This window comes from Rhodococcus aetherivorans (assembly GCF_025722975.1).
GTDB lineage: Bacteria > Actinomycetota > Actinomycetes > Mycobacteriales > Mycobacteriaceae > Rhodococcus > Rhodococcus aetherivorans.
This window is the reverse complement of record NZ_CP106982.1, coordinates 1,625,812-1,642,429: the sequence shown is the minus strand read 5'-3', so window position 1 is coordinate 1,642,429 and position 16,618 is coordinate 1,625,812. Positions and strand designations below refer to the sequence as shown.

General features: G+C 64.2%; 16 protein-coding genes. 2 read left to right on the top strand and 14 right to left on the bottom strand.

Going from position 1 to position 16,618, the window contains the following annotated elements:
* Positions 1-12: 12 nt before the first annotated feature.
* The 5 genes from OCS65_RS07705 to OCS65_RS07690 form a co-directional block, all read right to left on the bottom strand.
* Positions 13-1,083 (bottom strand): polysaccharide pyruvyl transferase family protein, encoded by a 1,071-nt coding sequence (locus OCS65_RS07705; RefSeq protein WP_251549632.1) that lies wholly within the window; start codon positions 1,081-1,083, stop codon positions 13-15.
* Positions 1,080-1,949: a glycosyltransferase family 4 protein gene (locus OCS65_RS07700; protein WP_251549634.1), complete on the bottom strand. Its 870-nt coding sequence runs from the start codon at positions 1,947-1,949 to the stop codon at positions 1,080-1,082. The genes OCS65_RS07705 and OCS65_RS07700 overlap by 4 nt, the downstream gene beginning before the upstream one ends.
* Before the next feature lie 168 nt (positions 1,950-2,117).
* Complete coding sequence (locus tag OCS65_RS29925; protein WP_420833247.1) at positions 2,118-3,044, bottom strand: glycosyltransferase; 927 nt, start codon at positions 3,042-3,044, stop codon at positions 2,118-2,120.
* Positions 3,045-3,204: 160 nt separating this feature from the next.
* Complete coding sequence (locus OCS65_RS07695) at positions 3,205-4,737, bottom strand: sugar transferase (RefSeq protein ID WP_251549636.1); 1,533 nt, start codon at positions 4,735-4,737, stop codon at positions 3,205-3,207.
* Positions 4,738-4,869: 132 nt separating this feature from the next.
* Complete coding sequence (locus OCS65_RS07690) at positions 4,870-5,406, bottom strand: hypothetical protein (protein WP_251549638.1); 537 nt, start codon at positions 5,404-5,406, stop codon at positions 4,870-4,872.
* 801 nt (positions 5,407-6,207) lie between these two features.
* On the opposite strand from OCS65_RS07690, the gene OCS65_RS07685 reads away from it, so the two are divergent.
* The gene (locus OCS65_RS07685; RefSeq protein ID WP_263509330.1) at positions 6,208-7,152 is read left to right on the top strand and encodes a UTP--glucose-1-phosphate uridylyltransferase; all 945 of its coding nucleotides are present in this window, start codon (positions 6,208-6,210) and stop codon (positions 7,150-7,152) included.
* A gap of 31 nt (positions 7,153-7,183) precedes the next feature.
* Here OCS65_RS07685 and OCS65_RS07680 read toward each other — a convergent pair whose 3' ends face one another.
* The 9 genes from OCS65_RS07680 to OCS65_RS07640 all read right to left on the bottom strand — a co-directional run bounded on the left by OCS65_RS07680 (position 7,184) and on the right by OCS65_RS07640 (position 14,506).
* Positions 7,184-8,503, bottom strand: a complete 1,320-nt coding sequence (locus tag OCS65_RS07680; protein ID WP_263509328.1) for a UDP-glucose dehydrogenase family protein — start codon at positions 8,501-8,503, stop codon at positions 7,184-7,186.
* Between the two features lie 93 nt (positions 8,504-8,596).
* On the bottom strand, positions 8,597-9,844 hold the full coding sequence (gene manA / locus OCS65_RS07675) for a mannose-6-phosphate isomerase, class I (protein ID WP_263509326.1): 1,248 nt from the start codon (positions 9,842-9,844) through the stop codon (positions 8,597-8,599).
* Positions 9,845-9,886: 42 nt separating this feature from the next.
* Entirely contained in the window at positions 9,887-10,966 is a 1,080-nt protein-coding gene (manB, locus tag OCS65_RS07670; RefSeq protein WP_263509324.1) for a mannose-1-phosphate guanylyltransferase, read from the bottom strand.
* A gap of 117 nt (positions 10,967-11,083) precedes the next feature.
* The gene (locus tag OCS65_RS07665; protein WP_203329993.1) at positions 11,084-11,731 is read right to left on the bottom strand and encodes a hypothetical protein; all 648 of its coding nucleotides are present in this window, start codon (positions 11,729-11,731) and stop codon (positions 11,084-11,086) included.
* Between the two features lie 408 nt (positions 11,732-12,139).
* A complete protein-coding gene (locus tag OCS65_RS07660) occupies positions 12,140-12,403 on the bottom strand; it encodes a hypothetical protein (protein ID WP_263509321.1) in 264 nt (87 codons plus the stop codon).
* A 217-nt stretch (positions 12,404-12,620) separates the two neighbouring features.
* Positions 12,621-13,475, bottom strand: coding sequence for a hypothetical protein (locus tag OCS65_RS07655; RefSeq protein WP_050035774.1), 855 nt, complete (start codon positions 13,473-13,475; stop codon positions 12,621-12,623).
* 23 nt (positions 13,476-13,498) lie between these two features.
* A complete protein-coding gene (locus tag OCS65_RS07650) occupies positions 13,499-13,651 on the bottom strand; it encodes a hypothetical protein (protein WP_157127564.1) in 153 nt (50 codons plus the stop codon).
* Between the two features lie 163 nt (positions 13,652-13,814).
* Positions 13,815-14,120: an Rdx family protein gene (locus OCS65_RS07645; RefSeq protein ID WP_043797019.1), complete on the bottom strand. Its 306-nt coding sequence runs from the start codon at positions 14,118-14,120 to the stop codon at positions 13,815-13,817.
* Positions 14,121-14,344: 224 nt separating this feature from the next.
* Positions 14,345-14,506 (bottom strand): hypothetical protein, encoded by a 162-nt coding sequence (locus tag OCS65_RS07640; protein WP_263509319.1) that lies wholly within the window; start codon positions 14,504-14,506, stop codon positions 14,345-14,347.
* Between the two features lie 132 nt (positions 14,507-14,638).
* Between OCS65_RS07640 and OCS65_RS07635 the strand changes: the two genes are divergently transcribed.
* A complete protein-coding gene (locus tag OCS65_RS07635) occupies positions 14,639-16,612 on the top strand; it encodes a cellulose biosynthesis cyclic di-GMP-binding regulatory protein BcsB (RefSeq protein WP_263509317.1) in 1,974 nt (657 codons plus the stop codon).
* Positions 16,613-16,618: the final 6 nt, after the last annotated feature.

The window sequence follows — 16,618 nt, the reverse complement described above, 5'->3', positions numbered from 1 at the left end:
CAAACACCACGGTTAGATGCTAACTCCAGCCGAGGAAACCTGACGTCGGAGATCATTGACTAGCGCACAACGAGACTCCGCGATCCGATCCAAGCTCTGCTCGAGTCGATTGCGATACTCCCTACGCGACCCCTCGGAGGATAGGAGAGATCGAACCTTCATCTCGACTTCATCCACATCGACATTATTCGAATTCATAACATAGTCTGAAAGTCCGAGGTCCTCGAATGCGCCAAAGCCCTTCCTTTCGTACGCCAGATGGATAACATAGTGGCCAGCTTGAACTGCCATTAACGCCGCATGAAGCCGCATCGCGATTACAATCCGCCTAGGGAGCGCCGGTGACTCAAGTAGATCGCGGCGAGAAATTATTTCCAGTGGATTCATGGACGCCATTGCCACGCGGTCGTCATTTCCAGAAACAGAACTTTGAACATATCCATCGAAATGACGCAACCGCTCGCCGATTAATCTGACCCTATAAGGTACGGAACCACGCACCTCACGCACTGACAGTACTGGTGTAGCGGATATGGGTTGGTCGTCATTGTATGGCGTGGAGCGAATCGCCAGAACGGCAAGATCTGGGGACCGCACAATATGGTCGAGGTGCGCCTCATGCAGCGACCGATCATCGCGGACGTACAGCAGATCAATCTTCCTCAGAAGATTCCGAGCTAAGGCCCACCCAATCGAACTGAATGGTCCCACGCTCTGCGGCAAGTAAACGGATTGATGTTTGGCGCTCGCGGCGGCGTAGAGCTGCGGTCCCTGGACCAAGAGCCCCTTCATAAACTCGCGCATATTGCTGGCGCGTAAGTATCCCCCTCCGACCCCTACGACCACGTCGAAGTCATTGATTCTGCGGAGGAATTTGAGATAGTGCATGCTGTAGCCAAAAACGCCTGGCTTTGACCTGTGCACGATCGTACCGAGATGCGAGAATGTATGCGGATACGACGCGACGAGTACAAATTCGTGACCTCCGCCTAGGGCCTCATTAAGCAGTTCAAGGGTTTCCTCCACTAGTAATCCGTCGCCGGCATTTTGGGCACTGTAGGCATGCAGGACGGCAATTCTCATTGCGAAACAAGCTCCTTGTATAGCGCGGTATGCTTTTCCACACTTTCCGACCAGTCGAATCGCTGCGCCCACTTCGGACCATCGATCGTCGCGCGCGCCCTCCAGCTAATATCCCCGATAAATTCCGAGAGGCCGCGTGCGATTCCCGACGAATCTAGCTCTTCAAAACGCCTTGCGGGGCCTGCGAGATCTTTGAGGGACCCTCGGGTGGAACATGCAACCGGGGCACCTGCTGCCATTGCTTCCAGTACCGGGAACCCAAACCCCTCGTAGAGGCTCGGGAATACAAAAATGGAGCACTGCTGCAGTAATGCAACCCGATCGGCATCCGATACGAAACCTAGATAGATAACGTTCTTTCCATGCTCGATCCGGCGCATTGTCTCTTCAAAGTTCCATGCGGGACGGCCGGCGATGACCAGCTTCATACCGCATGGCAGAGCTGCCTCATCTTCAACGGCGTCGATAAGTGCATCTAGATTCTTACGTGGCTCAATGTTCCCGATATAGAGCGCAAACTCTACATCACGAAGACGGTGCGCCAGAGTGTCGGACAGATCGGTTTTCGCTCGGAACATTTGAAAGTCAATTCCATGAGGGATAACCGCGATGTCTTCGAGCGCCAGGTTGAAGACGGCGGAGACGTCGTGAGCACTTGATTCGGACACAGTGATGATCCGGTCCGTCGACTTGATCGCCCGTGCCACCCTCGCTCTCCATATATTCTCCTGCGTCCAAGTACGCGCAGTCGAGATCCAGCGACTTGCAACTCCATGCACGGTTACCACTGAAGGTCCACGCGTCGAGAATATGGGACCGGTATCAGCGGTGTAGTGCAGAATCGTATTTGAACTCTGTACTCGCATGCCCTGGAGTGTTTCCAGGAGAGCTGTGTGCGGCGCGTTTCGGCCACTTGCGATTCGAGCTGTTTCAATACCCCGCGCACGTAGACCTGCCTCCAGCGCCCGAGTGTACGTCGTGTTTCCACCCACGTGTGTATCAATAATCCGACGCGGGAATGCGACTCTCACTTGTCATTTCTCCGATACGTATCTGTATACCTCGTCGAGTGCCCCAGCTTGCAATCGCGAGTTCATTTTGTCGAGCAAGAGGCGTCCTCGGCGCACAAGGTCAGCTTTCAGGTCGGAACTTGCGGTTCTGACTATTGCATCAGCGGCCTCAGCCGTTGTGGAAACAATCCGCAAGGGCGTTCCGGCGAACGCAGCGATATTGCGTACGACGATCGGAATGTCCAATGCAGCAGCATCGAGCACTGCAAGCGGAAACCCCTCATATCTCGCAGTGTGAAAATATACTGAGCTGCTACTTAGAGTGCGAGCTAGTTCAGCTCCCGACTTCCAACCGGTTACCTCGACTCCGGACGCATGTAGAATTTGTTCTAGGTGCTCATCGCCAGCGCCGATCCAACGAAATCTGATCCGAGGATGACGCGAGCGCACCGTACGTGCAACGGCTGCAAAAAACTCTGGATCCTTCTGTGTCGTCACACGACCGGACATCGATACGATGAACTCCCGAGGAGGCCGAGTGTCGCTCTTTTCTGTCCCAGGTCCTTCGATTGACGGTACGTTCGGAACTACGAACACACGGTTGTAGCGCGAAAGACCTTCCGCCAGCTCCTTTTCGTGCGGACTCAATGCAATCGTAGCGGCGGTACGTCGTGACATCATCTTCTCGGCAGCGCGGAACGCCGAACGGCGGACTACGCCCTTTGATGAGTCTTCGAACGCGTAGCAGTGGGGTTGGTATATCACAGGAACCGGCGCAGAGCGGATGCGTGCGTAAACGCCGGCCCAGCTCGAATGCGCGTGGATTGCATCCGCAGAGTAGTGGCGCGCGGCCCGCTTTACTGCTCGGATCCGAGCAACGTGGCCGGACGGCAGTGGTTCTACGTTGCGAAATAGCTCCTGTTCTGCCCAAATATTCCCGCCGGTTGCCATTAAGTAGTGCTCGATATCCGGAACTGCTTCCGCTATCGCGCAGAGCGCATGTCGGACGCCGGCGTTGTAGCATTCCGTTACGTGAAGGACCTTCATAGTGGATCTGCTCCGAACGGGAGCCGATTCGGTCTCAGAAGTCGGGTTTCCCGGCGGCGTATCACTAGTAGGCACCGCGGCTCGTCAGGACGGCTCGTACAGTTCGTCCGATAATCATCAAATCTTGAATCATCGACCAATTTTCAACGTAGAATAGGTCTAAACGCACTCGTTCCTCCTCGGGTAGATCCGAGCGCCCAGATACCTGCCATAACCCAGTCATGCCAGGGCGCACAAGCATTCTTCGTTCTACAAAGTGCTTGATTCCCATTCCCTCGCCGGGCACCAAGGGCCGCGGCCCGACGAGACTCATGTCCCCGAGCAGTACATTGAAGAGCTGAGGAAGCTCGTCAACGCTTGTTCTTCTGATTAGTCGCCCGATCGGAGTGATTCGGGGATCGCGTGCAGACTTGAAAAACGACGTCTCGGAGTGATCGCCATGGCGCCTCATGTCGTCGATCAGTCTGTCGGCATTCGGAATCATCGACCGGAACTTCCACATTCGAAATTCGCGTCCGTCCAGACCAATCCGAGTCTGCTTATAGAACACGGGTCCTTGATCCGTAATCTTTATGATGGCTGAAACCAGGAGAAGGACCGGCATTAGTACAAGGAGGAGGAAGACCGCACCTGTGCGGTCAAAGGCCACCTTCGCGAATCTCGTCGCGCCCTGGTAGTTCGGCTTCTCGACGTGGAGTAGCGGTAGTCCGGCGATCGGGCGCATTACGACTCTTGGCCCGGCGACGTCGACGACGTTCGGAGCGACGATGAGGTCCACGTTGCGCGGCTCAAGCGCCCATGCAAGCTCCTTGATTCCCTCGTGCCCGAGATGTTCAGTTGCTGAAACCGCGACTGTATCCGCGTTGGAGAACTCAAGTGCCTCAAGAACGGAACGGTCGTCACCTAGTATGGGAATCGCGCGCTGATCAACAACAACGTGGTCACCCTTGTTCCCAGTGTGTCCGGGTATGCAGACCCCGATTACCTCAAACCCTGCTGATGGTTGACGCTCAAAAGACCGCGCGAGGTGGTGTACCGACTGTGGGCCGCCGACGACTAGCACGGAGGTTCTAAGCTCCCCCTTGCGGCGCAACTTGACGACGAGGCGTCGCCAGGCCCATCTGTTCACTAACAGCCCTGCAAGTCCGACCGGGAGTGCGATCGCCAAGTATCCGCGGGCAATATCAAGACGGAAGAGCAAAGAGATTATTGCGATGAGTCCAAAGAAGCGGAAGGTCGCGCTTCCGATACGTCGATACTCTTCCGGCCCTGTGCCAATGACTCTAGTCGAGCGGGTGTCGTGAATGGCGAGGGTGGAAATCCACAAAATGGCCAGAGCACAGGTCACGCTGTTGTACGTGAGGTGTATTGCCGATGGCGTATATGCTGCTGGGTCCGAGCCTCCGAAACGGACGAGATGAGCGAGGCCCATCGATATCACCACGACTAGGCCGTCCGTGACCCATAATGTCCTGGCGTACTTCTGCTGCCAAGCCTGGCGTGCACGTCGCCCTGTCACACTCTGTCGTTTGCTGTTGCCGGCAAGTGCAAGATAGTTATCGGTCGTCTCTTCAACGTTCGCGCCGATGGCGTTCAATGAGTTCTCCCACATAATTTCGCCAATTTCCGGTTGCCAGTGACAGAGCAGCGGTGGAGACGACACTGGCACATCTGCCGTACATTTCATTTCTTGGGCACGCTGGGTGCCCTCGAAGCCGCCGTCATGTACTCAAATTGCAGATGGGCGTTTCTCGCCAGAGATTGCGGACCACACAAGGTGGTTGCGCGGCATGGCCTCGGAAAAGCAATATCGCTCGAACGAATGGCGCGCTATCCGGATGGCAATCCGCGCGCCGCTCACGAGCGAGACTGTCGCGATAGCGCCGAAGTGCCGGAGCGTTCCGGAGATCATGCGTTGCAACTCCTCGTATCCGCTGCTGACGACGCGACGTGATCGGGTGTGGAAGAGCACGAGAGTCGCGGTCCACGCCGCAGCGAGGCAGACCGACACGACGGCATAGTTCAACTTTGTGAACGGGGTGGCTGCGAGCAGGTCCGCCTCCCCGAAATGAACGACGCGAGCAAGGACGATGGCCAAGACGACGTTGCCGGTCCAGAACGGGCGCCTGCCATACGCCTTCCGCCATGACCGTCGGGTGTTGCCGGAGCGGTCTCCGACCAGATAGGGCCCGTGCCTTGCTGGCACGTCCCTTGTGGAGTCGGCCGTGGTGTGCATCCGGTCCGACTGGTCCACTGCTGATTTCATTCTGTTCCCTCCCCGAGCCCCACACGGGCGAGGTGCCCGTACTGGTGCGATCACCTCGGGCGGAACACGCGGACGGCATCGATGGTGTGTGAATACCTCCCCGTACCGCACACATCTCAAACCTGCGTTGCCCTCGGTAAGGAACATCTTGGGCCATTGGCCAACGACTTGCATCTCGATCGAGATGCGCCTGGGACCGGCGATGGGGCACGCTGACCTGGGGTGATCTCCTACTTCTCAGTAACTTCTCAGCAATTACCAGGTCAGACGGTTTGTTCCCACCAGAGGGCTGTCGACCATTCGGTCGTAGGCGATTCTTCGTTACAGTGTGAAATGTCACACACGGCCGCGACATGCAACTGAGGCGGCAGCAAGTTGGACGAATGACCAGTTCAACTGAACGTACAGATTGTAGGAGGCAAAGGCTAATACAGAACATGTACTTGCCGTGCAAGATTTCGAATCTCGGGGCAGGTGTTACCGGCGTATTCGCCGGCACGGCAGTGCAGTCAGGCCTCCTCAACGCCGACCGGCATGTTTGACATGCCCTGACCTGGAAGAGTCTTCGGCGAGTATCGGCGACGGCCTCGTGCATTGCCCCGTGGCCGCACACTGGCAAACGAGGAAGGTCGCGAGTTTCGCGCGATGGGTTAAACTTCGCACAATCGCGCATTCCTGCGGAAACTCTCCCACACCGCGACAGTGCGGCGCGTACTTGTTCCGACCGACATTCCTGATGGCGCGGGTGCCTTCCCGCATATGGGCATCCGATTTGCCCCAATCGAGAGACGAGGTGTCGCCATGGGCGAATTGATCGCCGAGAACCCGAGCGTGTTCAAGACGGCGGTGGTGCCGGCTGCGGGTATGGGCACGCGGTTTCTCCCCGCAACCAAGACGGTCCCCAAGGAACTCCTGCCCGTCGTGGACACCCCCGGCATCGAACTGGTCGCCTCGGAGGCTGCCGAGTCAGGTGCGGGCCGCCTGGTCATCGTCACCGCGCCGGGCAAGGCCGGCGTTGTCGCGCACTTCGTCGAGGACCTGGTCCTCGAGAATCACCTGGCGGCGAAGGGCAAGCATCACCTGCTCGAAAAGGTGCGCAAGGCACCGAGATTGCTCGACGTCGAATCCGTCGTTCAAGCCCAGCCGCTCGGTCTCGGACATGCGGTTGGTTGCGCTGAGCAGGCCCTCGACGACGACGAGGACGCGATTGCGGTCCTCCTTCCCGACGATCTCGTCCAGCCCTGCGGCGTCCTCGAGGTGATGGCCCGTGTGCGCGCCAAGCGCGGCGGCACCGTCCTGTGCGCCATCGACGTGCCGAAAGCCCAGGTCAGTTCGTACGGCGTCTTCGAGGTCCAGGAGGTGCCCGGCGTCGCGAACCCGGATGTGATGAAGGTGCTCGGCATGGTCGAGAAACCGAAGCTCGAGGACGCGCCGTCCACCCTCGCCGCAGCCGGCCGTTACCTGCTCGACCGCGCGATCTTCGATGCGCTGCGCCGTGTAAAGCCCGGCGTGGGCGGGGAACTGCAGCTCACCGATGCCATCTCGCTGCTGATCGACGAGGGCCACCCCGTACACGTCGTCGTCCACCGCGGCTCGCGGCACGACCTCGGCAATCCCGGCGGTTACCTGCGAGCGTGCGTCGACTCGGCCCTGGCGAGCCCGGAGTACGGCCCGATGCTGCGATCCTGGCTGACGGACCGGCTCAAGCAGATCGATCCGGACGCTGCGACCGGCGCCCTGCAGTAGGACCCGGCCGCCGGCGGACCTGGTTACTCCGTCATCGGCCCATGCCGCGGTAGCGCCAGCCGTGGGAACGCCAGCGCTGCGCGTCGAGGCAGTTACGCCCGTCCAGAACGGTGCGCGCCCGAACTGCTGCGCTGATCTCCTCCGGATCCAGTTCTTTGAAGTCTTGCCACTCGGTGAGTACCAGTACAGCGTCGGCACCTCGGCATGCCTCGGGGATGTCCGCCGCGTAGGTGAGGGTGGGGAACAGCCGTCGAGAGTTCTCCATTGCTTTCGGATCGAAGACCGTCACCGCTGCTCCCTGCAATTGGAGCTGTCCCGCCACGTTGAGAGCTGGGGAGTCCCGAACGTCATCGGAGTCGGGCTTGAAGGCCGCGCCCAAGACTGCGATCCGGGCGCCCAGGAGCGATCCGCCGCAGGCTTCTTTCGTCATCTCGACCATCGTGGTGCGGCGCCCCATGTTGATGCCGTCCACCTCCCGGAGCAGGTGCAGAACGTTGTTGGCACCAAGCTCGCCGGCCCGCGCCATGAACGCCCGGATATCCTTCGGCAAGCACCCACCTCCGAATCCGAGGCCGGCATTGAGGAATCGCCGCCCGATCCGGGCGTCGTAGCCGAGCGCATCGGCCAGCTCGACCACATCTGCGCCACTCGCTTCGCAGACCTGTGCGACGGCGTTGATGAACGAGATCTTTGTTGCCAAGAATGCGTTCGCAGCAGCCTTCACGAGTTCGGCCGTGGCAATGTTCGTGACCAGGAAGGGCACGCCCTCCGCGATCTGGCACGCGTAGAAGTCACGCAGTGTCGCTTCGGCTCGCCCGCCGCGACTAGGGTCGACCCCGACGACCAGCCGATCCGGGGCGAGAGTGTCCTGTACCGCGTACCCCTCGCGAAGGAACTCGGGGTTCCACGCCACCTCGACGTCGTCGCCGGCCGGGGCGGCGCTCCTGGCACGCTCTGCCAGTTGCTCGGCCGTTCCGACCGGCACCGTCGACTTCCCGACGATCAGCGACGAACGGGTCAGGAGCGGGGCGAGCGCGTCGACGACCGCATGCAACTGGGACAGATCCGCGGCGAATTCGCCGCTCTTCTGTGGGGTACCGACACCGATGAAGTGGATGTCCGCAAAGTCTGCCGCCTCGGCGTAGGACGTGGTGAAACGAAGCCGTCCGCATTCGAGGTTTCGTCGCAATACCTCGGAAAGGCCGGGCTCGAAGAAGGGCACCTCCCCTGCCTCCAGCTTCGCGATCTTCCCGGGGTCGATGTCGACGCCCAGGACGTCATGCCCCAGTTCTGCCATACATGCGGCGTGAGTGGCGCCCAGGTATCCCGTGCCGAAGACTGTGCAACGCATTCTCCCAGAGGTACTCAGCGGGCGTGTTCAGCACACCGATGCACGCTGAGTACTGAACCAACAATGTGTGAAGAGTTGGCGCTGTCGGCCCACTCAGGTCGACTCCGACGGAACTGGCAGTGTTGCCGCGAACACCGTCGCGTGAGGACTCCTGGCCTGTACAACGAGTTCGGGGTCCGAGCCCGGAACCCACGCCGCTTCCCCCCGCTCGAGGTTCAGTATCTGATCGCTGCACCGCAGCTGAGCTGATCCCTCCACGCAGAGCAGGAGCCGCGACGCCGGGCCACCGAATGCAGCAGAGGTCGGTCTCGAAGTACCCGATAGATCCAATTCGGCTCGCACCAACTCGAACTCGCGCACCGGCGGTGCGTACAGGCATTCGTCCCTGTCGATGCGTGCACGTACCCATGTCACGTCCACCGATCCGAAGTCGAGCACGCGCAGCAGTTCCGGCACGTCCACGTGCTTGGACGTGAGCCCGCCGCGGAGCACGTTGTCCGAGTTCGCCATGATTTCCACGGCCGTGCCCCGCAGGTATGCGTGGAGGTTCCCCGCCGGCAGGAACAATGCGTCGCCCGGTTCCATGGTCACCCGGTTGAGCAGGAGCGACGCGATGACGCCCGGGTCCTCGGCGTAGGCCCGGCCGAGGTCGAGGGCGGTGCGTGCCGCGACGGTGAACTCGTCGTCCGAGCCGGCCCGCGCCGCCAGGTAGCGCTCGCACCCGGCCAGAACGGCATCCGTCAGCGCGACGAGGGACTTGGTCGGCAGCGTCATCCACGCAGTGAACAGGGCGCGCAGCCCCGTCGCGTCGAGGTGGTCGCCCAACTCCGACGCGTAGGGAGTCAGTTCGGGGACGCTCAGGTCACGAAGGAACTCGACCGTCTCGGTCGGGGCCCGAAAGCCGGCCAGCGCCTCGAAACGGCTCAGCGCCACGACCATCTCGGGCTTGTGGTTGTCGTCCCGATAGTTGCGGTGCGGTGCGCCCAATGGAATTCCGGCGTCGTTCTCCCGCGCGAACCCCTCCCGAGCCTGCGCCCGGCTCGGATGCGCCTGCAACGAGAGCGGCTGCTCGGCCGCGAGGATCTTCAACAGGAACGGCAGCCGACCATCGAATTCTCGAGCACATTCCGATCCGAGCTGGCCTTCGGGATCGCGCGAGATGAGATCGAGCAGCGACACCGTAGAGCCGTCTTCGTCCACCACGGCCGGGGCCGCCGGATGGGCACCGAGCCACAATTCGGCTTCGGGTTCCTCGGTGGGCGCAGACCGGCCGGTCAGCTCGGCCAGCGCGGTGTGCGAACCCCACGAATAGTTGCGAACGGCCCCGCGAAGCGGATACATCGAGCTCCTCCCCGGAACCGGATCAGCTTGTCCTGCATGTCTCTACACGTCGGTGGAGAACCGGACCCCGCCGTCCGGCAGGACGACTCCCGGCCACACCCGCGCGCCGCGTAGCAGTTCACAGCGGGCTCCGACCTCGGCGCCGTCGCCGATCACGGCGTCACGAACCAGAGCACGCGGCCCGATCCGGGCACCGAATCCCACGATCGAGCGCTCCACCACCGCTCCCGCGTCGATGCGTGCGCCGTCGAACACCGCGACTCCGTCGAGCCGGGCTCCGCCACCGACCACGACGTCGCGGCCGACCACGGTTCCGCCGATCAGCATCGCCCCAGGGGCGACGCGGGCTGTCGGGTGTATGCGGGCCTCGCCGCGCTCACCGTCGAGCGCCGGCGACGGCGCAATTCCCCGGACCAGGTCGGCCGAGCCCTTGACGAAGTCGTCCGGCGTCCCCATGTCACGCCAATACGCGGCGTCGACGTGGCCGAACACGCGGGCGCCGTCGACGAGCAGCGCCGGGAATACCTCCCGCTCCACCGAGACGGGACGTCCGGCCGGGATCTTCTCGATCCACTCGCGACGGAAGACGTAGCAGCCGGCGTTGATCTGATCGGTCGGCGGATCCTGTGTCTTCTCCAGGAACGCCGTGACCCGTCCGTCCGCGTCGGTGGGCACGCATCCGAAGGCGCGTGGATCGGCGACGCGCACCAGGTGCAGCGTCACGTCGGCGTGGTTGACCTCGTGCGTGTGCAGGATCTCGCGCAGGTCGCTGCCGCCGAGAACGTCGCCGTTGAACACCATGACGTTGTCGGAGCGCAGGTGGGGCAGCACGTTGCGGATGCCGCCGCCGGTGCCGAGCGGCTCGGTCTCGGTGACGTACTCGATCTCCAGCCCGATGCTCTCGCCGCTACCGAAGTACTCCTCGAATACCTCGGCCTTGAACGACGTACCGAGCACCACGCGGGTGATGCCCGCGCTCCTGATCCGCGCGAGCAGATACGTCAGAAAGGGCAGTCCCGCCGTGGGCAGCATCGGCTTGGGCGCCGACAGCGTCAGGGGCCGCAGACGCGTTCCCTTGCCTCCCACCAGGACCACCGCATCGGTCGCGGCTCCTCCGCCCATGTCGCTCCCCTATCGAACGCGCGCGCCCGGCGCGACCGTGCGCGAATGCAACTGCCACTCCCGGGAACCACGCGGCGGCGGCATCCCGTGGAGGATGCCGCCTGCGCGTGCCGAAGGTCAGCTCTGCGAGAGGTCCGGCAGCTGATCGCCGAAGAGATCGATCACGAGACCGATCAGCTCTTCGGGGGTGTCGATGACGTCGTCGGTCTCGGGCGCGGCGTCCGCCTGCGGAACGGTCCCCTCCGACTTGGTCGGGGCGGACTGCGCGGCCGGGGCCGCGGGTGCGGGAGCGGCGCCGTCGCCGGCGACGTTCACGACGATCGGGTTCTGGAACGGCGCGCCGGACTTCAGGCCGACGTTGTCCCACTGGGTGCCGGCGGCGTCCTGGCAACCCCAGTACACGTAGTAGGTGCCGGCCGCGATGGGCTGCGGGCCCTGGGAGACGGGCTGGCCGTCCTGGACGAAGGTGATGGCGGAGGTGCTGGTGTTCTCGACGGAGAACTTCGAGCCGGGCGCCTGTGCATCGGCGCGGCCCGACGGATCGGCGGCGTCGAGCCCGCTCTGCTTGGTCGACACATAGGTCACGCAGGTGACACCGCCGGCGACGTCCACCCCGGCGAAGTCGAAATCGACGGTGATCGAGCCGGGCGTGCCCGACGCCCCCACGGACGGGTTACCTGCCGCGACCGCGGTCCCCGGCACGCACAGCGCCAGCGCTCCCACCCCGACAACGGCCACAGCGGTCTTCTTCAGAACGGATTGCATCAAAGCTCCCTCGAGTACGGCGATTCCGCGAGAAGTCGCGGCGTCCACTTCGACCCCCCGGTCGGAATGTTCCGAAACACCGTAACCCGAGGCGGCCTCACATGCGAGTTGGTCGGTCTGTTTCGAGCGGCACCGCCCGCGCCTACACGCCGCGCCTCCAATCTGCACTCTCGGTGTCGTTTCAGCGGACTATTCCAGTCCACGTCCGTCGCCGCGGACGAAACGATGGACTCGGTCGGCATCGTTCAGGGTTCGACGGATGGACATCGTCGTGCGCCTGGTGGTCCTGTGGGCAGCGCTGTCGGTGCTGATCGCAGTTGTGGCCGGTGATGCTGTCCGGCTCCGGGAGGAACGGTCCCGCCCGACGCGCGCCGGGATTGTGCACGAAGCTGCCGCGGCTCCCGGTCCCTACTCGGCCACGGTGAGGCGCGTCGACTCGGCAGCGCCGATCACCGCGCCCGGCGTGGGAAGCGGAACGAGCGCGCACTGACCGGAACCGGACGAGACGACGCAGAGCGCCGCGGGAAGAATGCGGGGAAGGATATCGGCACTTCCGGTGCCCGCACTTGCGGTGGCCGGTACGGCGACGGTGATCGCGGCACAGCCCAGGATTCCGGCGAGAAGACGCTTCACGAAGACCTCGATTCGAAGAGGAAGGACCTGACGGTCCATTGAATCGGGCAAATCGCCAAAACATTACGTCTGCGAAATAGCGCTGCTCGAGAGATCGGTACCCGCCGTGCGCTCGCCGGGCTCCTATCCGTGCCCGGCTTGGTCCACCGGCGCCGCTGCGGAACGCAGGAAGCCAGCCGGCACGGTGTACTGATCCACGGGACCGATACCGGATAGTCCACGGTGCGGCCCCACCCGCGGTGCTCGGCCCTCCACGTCACGGCGTAGGTGCTCGCTCCCGCGAGAAGAAGACCGGGACCACGAGAACGACGATCAGGCCCACCCCGGCCAGGACAGCAGACCACGCATTCAAACGACCTTCCCGCTCCTCGAATTCGACACTCTGTTGCGCGGATTCCGCAATCGCCTTGTTTCTCTCGAGAACCGCCCGCCGAAATTCGTCCACTTGGATGAGGAACAGTTCGACCGCTCGGGGCTGCAGATCCGGGTCTGTCGCGGCCGGCACGGCCGGTGGGGTGGGCATGGCAGGAACTTCGGGAGGGCGCGGACTGCTGACGAAGGGTGCGACGATGAAGACGAGTCCCACCGCCAGGCTGAGCACACTCGCTTGAATGAAGTACCGCCGCTGCCCCGTCGCTCGATTGACCCACTCCATGAAGAAGATCAACCGCTGCATCTGGTGATTGTGCAGGGTGCCCGTCGGAGGGCGCAGCGTCGAGCGACTCGCAGGCATGAGGAAGGCCAGATAGAACCCGGAAAAGGCGACGGCCATACCCAGAAAGAGCGGGGCAAAGACCCCGCGCAGGGGTAGCGAATTATCGGTCACCGAAAACGCCACACCCAACACGCCGATATAGATGGTTCCGATGGCAGCGGCGGCTGTCTGCACGAACTTCGCACTGTCTCTACTTCGCTCGAAACCGCCCTTGGATGCGTCGTACAGGTTCTCCTGGAACAGCTTCCGCAGTTCGTACTCGGCAGCCCAGCCGGCCATCTGAAAGTCGGTCGTCGCCTTGTCGAGCGCGGCGCTGCGCTCCGCCTCCTCCGCACGCTCCGCCTCCAGCCGGAGTCTCTCGAGTTCCTGCGAGCGCCTCGCGGCAGGGCTCCACATTCTCACCAGTGCGACCGCGGATCTCAATCCGCGTCCTCGGGCGACTTCGACGGCATCACGTAGCTGTCCGGAATTCCCCACGCCCGCCCCTGGCAGTGCATATGCACGTCGCCTTGGAACTCCTCGGCCGGAAAGAACTCGTTCTCGACCTCGCACCACTTCCGACCGACAGGCATGGCCCGAGTGTGCTCCGAAATCGGTGGACCGATGTTGCACAGCCGCAACGAGTGGGTATCGATACAGAGCACCGCATGCGGACGAAACCCGATAACACGAGCACGACTGGAAACCGGCCGGGTAGTTCTGCCGGTACCGGCGCCGGATACGGCCGTAGAAATCCTATTCCTGCGCCCGGCGCGCGGCGTCCCCGTGCCCCAGATCCCGCTCGGGATCCACGACGTCCCGCACCCGCTGCTTGAGCGTGACGATGTCGGGAAACCCACCGTCGGTCTTGCGGTCCCACACCACCCGATCACCGGCCGTGACGACGAAGATGCCGCCGGTGCCGGGGATGAGCGCGACCTCGCCCAGATCCGTGCCGAAGGTGTTGAGCAGCTCCTGCGCCATCCAGCCGGCGCGCAGCAGCCAGTTGCACTGCGTGCAGTAGGTGATGGTGATGCGGGGTGCGGTGCGCGGCTCGGTCACCGCCCGAGCGTATCGGTCGGCACGCCGCCCGAAAGGGGTGAGGCCCCGCCGATCGTGGTGGCGAAACGGCGGGGCCTCAGCGCGGGCCGGCGATGGGGGGTTACCGGCCTGCGAGCGTCGCCTTCGCAGGGGGGACAGGAAGGCGACACAGGAACACTAGTCCTCAAGATCATTACTCGCGAGTACAAACACTAAAGCGCTGGTCAAAAGCATGTAAAGCGATGTCAGGGCTTGTTGGTGCGACGTTCGCTCTCGCGCTCGGCGCGCTGGATCTCGACGAGGGATTCCTCCATGTCGGCCACGCGCAGCACCTTGCCCAGGACCAGACCGACCGCCACCGAGACGAGCAGCCAGGCGCCCAGAACCGCCGCAACCCACCACCACATACCCACAGTGTGTACGAACTTGGTCGCCGATGGGTAACGCGCGGAGGACTGTGAGCGATATTGCGTCCACGCAATCGCGGCCGTGTCGCACTTGTCCCACATTTCGTACCGAACAACCGTAAAGTCCCCGATGTGCCGACCCAGACAATTCGCCGTGCCGGACACGCCATCCTCGTTCCCGCCCTGGCCGCGCTGACCGTGCTCGCCGCTGGCCCTGCCGCCGCGCAGGACCCCGTCGCGCCGCCCGGCGACGTCGTCTTCGGCACGCAGACGCTGGGATTCGGCGACACGGTTGCCTTCCGCGGCCACAGCGACACCGCGACCCTCACCGTCCCGGTGCCGGACGGGCTGCGGCCCGCCGCGCTCGACACGACGGTGCAGATGCCCGCCAACGTCGCCCGCGGCTGGATCGACGTCCAGTCGCAGGGGCTACTGCTCGCCCGCATCGACCTGCCCGCCGCCGGAACCCTCGTGCCGGTCTCGCTGCCCCTGGATGCGGCGCCGATCGCGGACCGCGCCGTCACCGTCACCCTGACCCTTCACCTGCTCCCGTTCGACGGGATCTGCCCCGAGGACTGGACGGATCGCTCGGTGGTGCTGCGCGACGGACGCGTCCGCTACACCGGGGCGGCGACCCCGCCGGCCGTGGTCGCCGACTTCCTGCCGCCGATCCTCGAGTCGCTGGAGCTGGCGCTGCCCGCCGACCCCACCCCCGCCGAGTCGGCCACCGCTCTCGATCTCACCGCGGCCGTCACCGCCCAGTACACGGGCCGGCCGCTGCGGGTGACAGTGCAGACCCTGCCCGGCGACGACGCGGTGCCGCCCGCCCCGGCCGGGCCGTTCACCCGGCAGATCGCGATCGTCGAGACCGACGGCGACGGTGCCGCCACCCTGGTCCAGGTGCCCGGCGGCGGTCCGGCGCTCGCGGTCACCGGCGACGCCGACGCCCTGCGCAACCAGGCCCGCCTCATCACGAGCGACATCTCGTCGGTCGCGGTGGCCTCGGCGGCGACGGTCGGCACGCTGGGCCGGCCGCCGCGGCTGTCCCCCGACGCGACGACGCTCGCCGAACTGGGCCTCGGCGCCCTCACCGACACCGGCGTCGGCGTGGTGGAGGTGCCGCTCGGCATCGACCAGACCCGTCTGGGACGGTCGTCCCACAATCTGCGGATCAACCTGCAGGGCTCCTACACCCCGCTGCCCACGACCGAGGGCGGCCTGGTGTCGGTGACGGTCGGCGACACCGTCGTCGACTCGTGGCCCGCCGACGCGTCCGGCCGTCTCGATCGGTGGATCACGGTGCCGAACAACGTGCTCGGACGGACCACCGACGTGGTGGTGTCCCTGCGCGCCACCGGCGGCACCCACCAGTGCGGCCTGCAGCAGCCGATGACGCTGACCGTCGACGCCGGCAGCCGCCTCACCACCGAGCCCGCCGACCCGCCGCTGCCCGGGGGCTTCCGGTCGCTGCCGCAGGCGCTGCTGCCGAAGGTGAACGTCGCCGCCACCGAGGCCGGGATCGCCGACACCGCCCGGGCCGTCGCGCTCGTGGCCGGGCTGCAGAGCTTGACCTCCGTGCCGCTCGATCCCGAATGGGTGAGCGTCGACGAGGCCGCCACCGGCGGCACCCCCGCCATCGTCGTCGCCGCCGACGGCCGCGTCCCCGACACCCTGGAACTGCCGCTCGCCGGGACACAGGGCCGCACCCTCGACCTCCTCGACCCGGCCACCGGGAACGCCACCACCGTCACCTTCCCCACCGACATCGAGTTCGCGTCGCTGCAGGTGGCGCGCGACGGCGACCGCACGGTCCTCGTCGCCGCCGCCACCGAGGTGCCCGCCGAACTCGACCGCACCCTCGGCTGGCTCGCCGCGACCCCGCAACGCTGGGCCGAACTCGACGGCGACGTGCTGTTCACCACCGCCGACCGCGACCCGGTCGAACTCGCGCTCACCGACCCGGCCGCCGAGCCCGGCACCCAGGAGTCGCTGGGCCGGACGACGGGCTGGGTGCTCGCCGGTGGCCTCGCCCTGCTGGCCGTGGGGCTCGTCGCCGCGGGCGTCACGGCCTTGCGATGGCGTCGCGGCCGGCCGCGCCCGCTCTGATCGGAT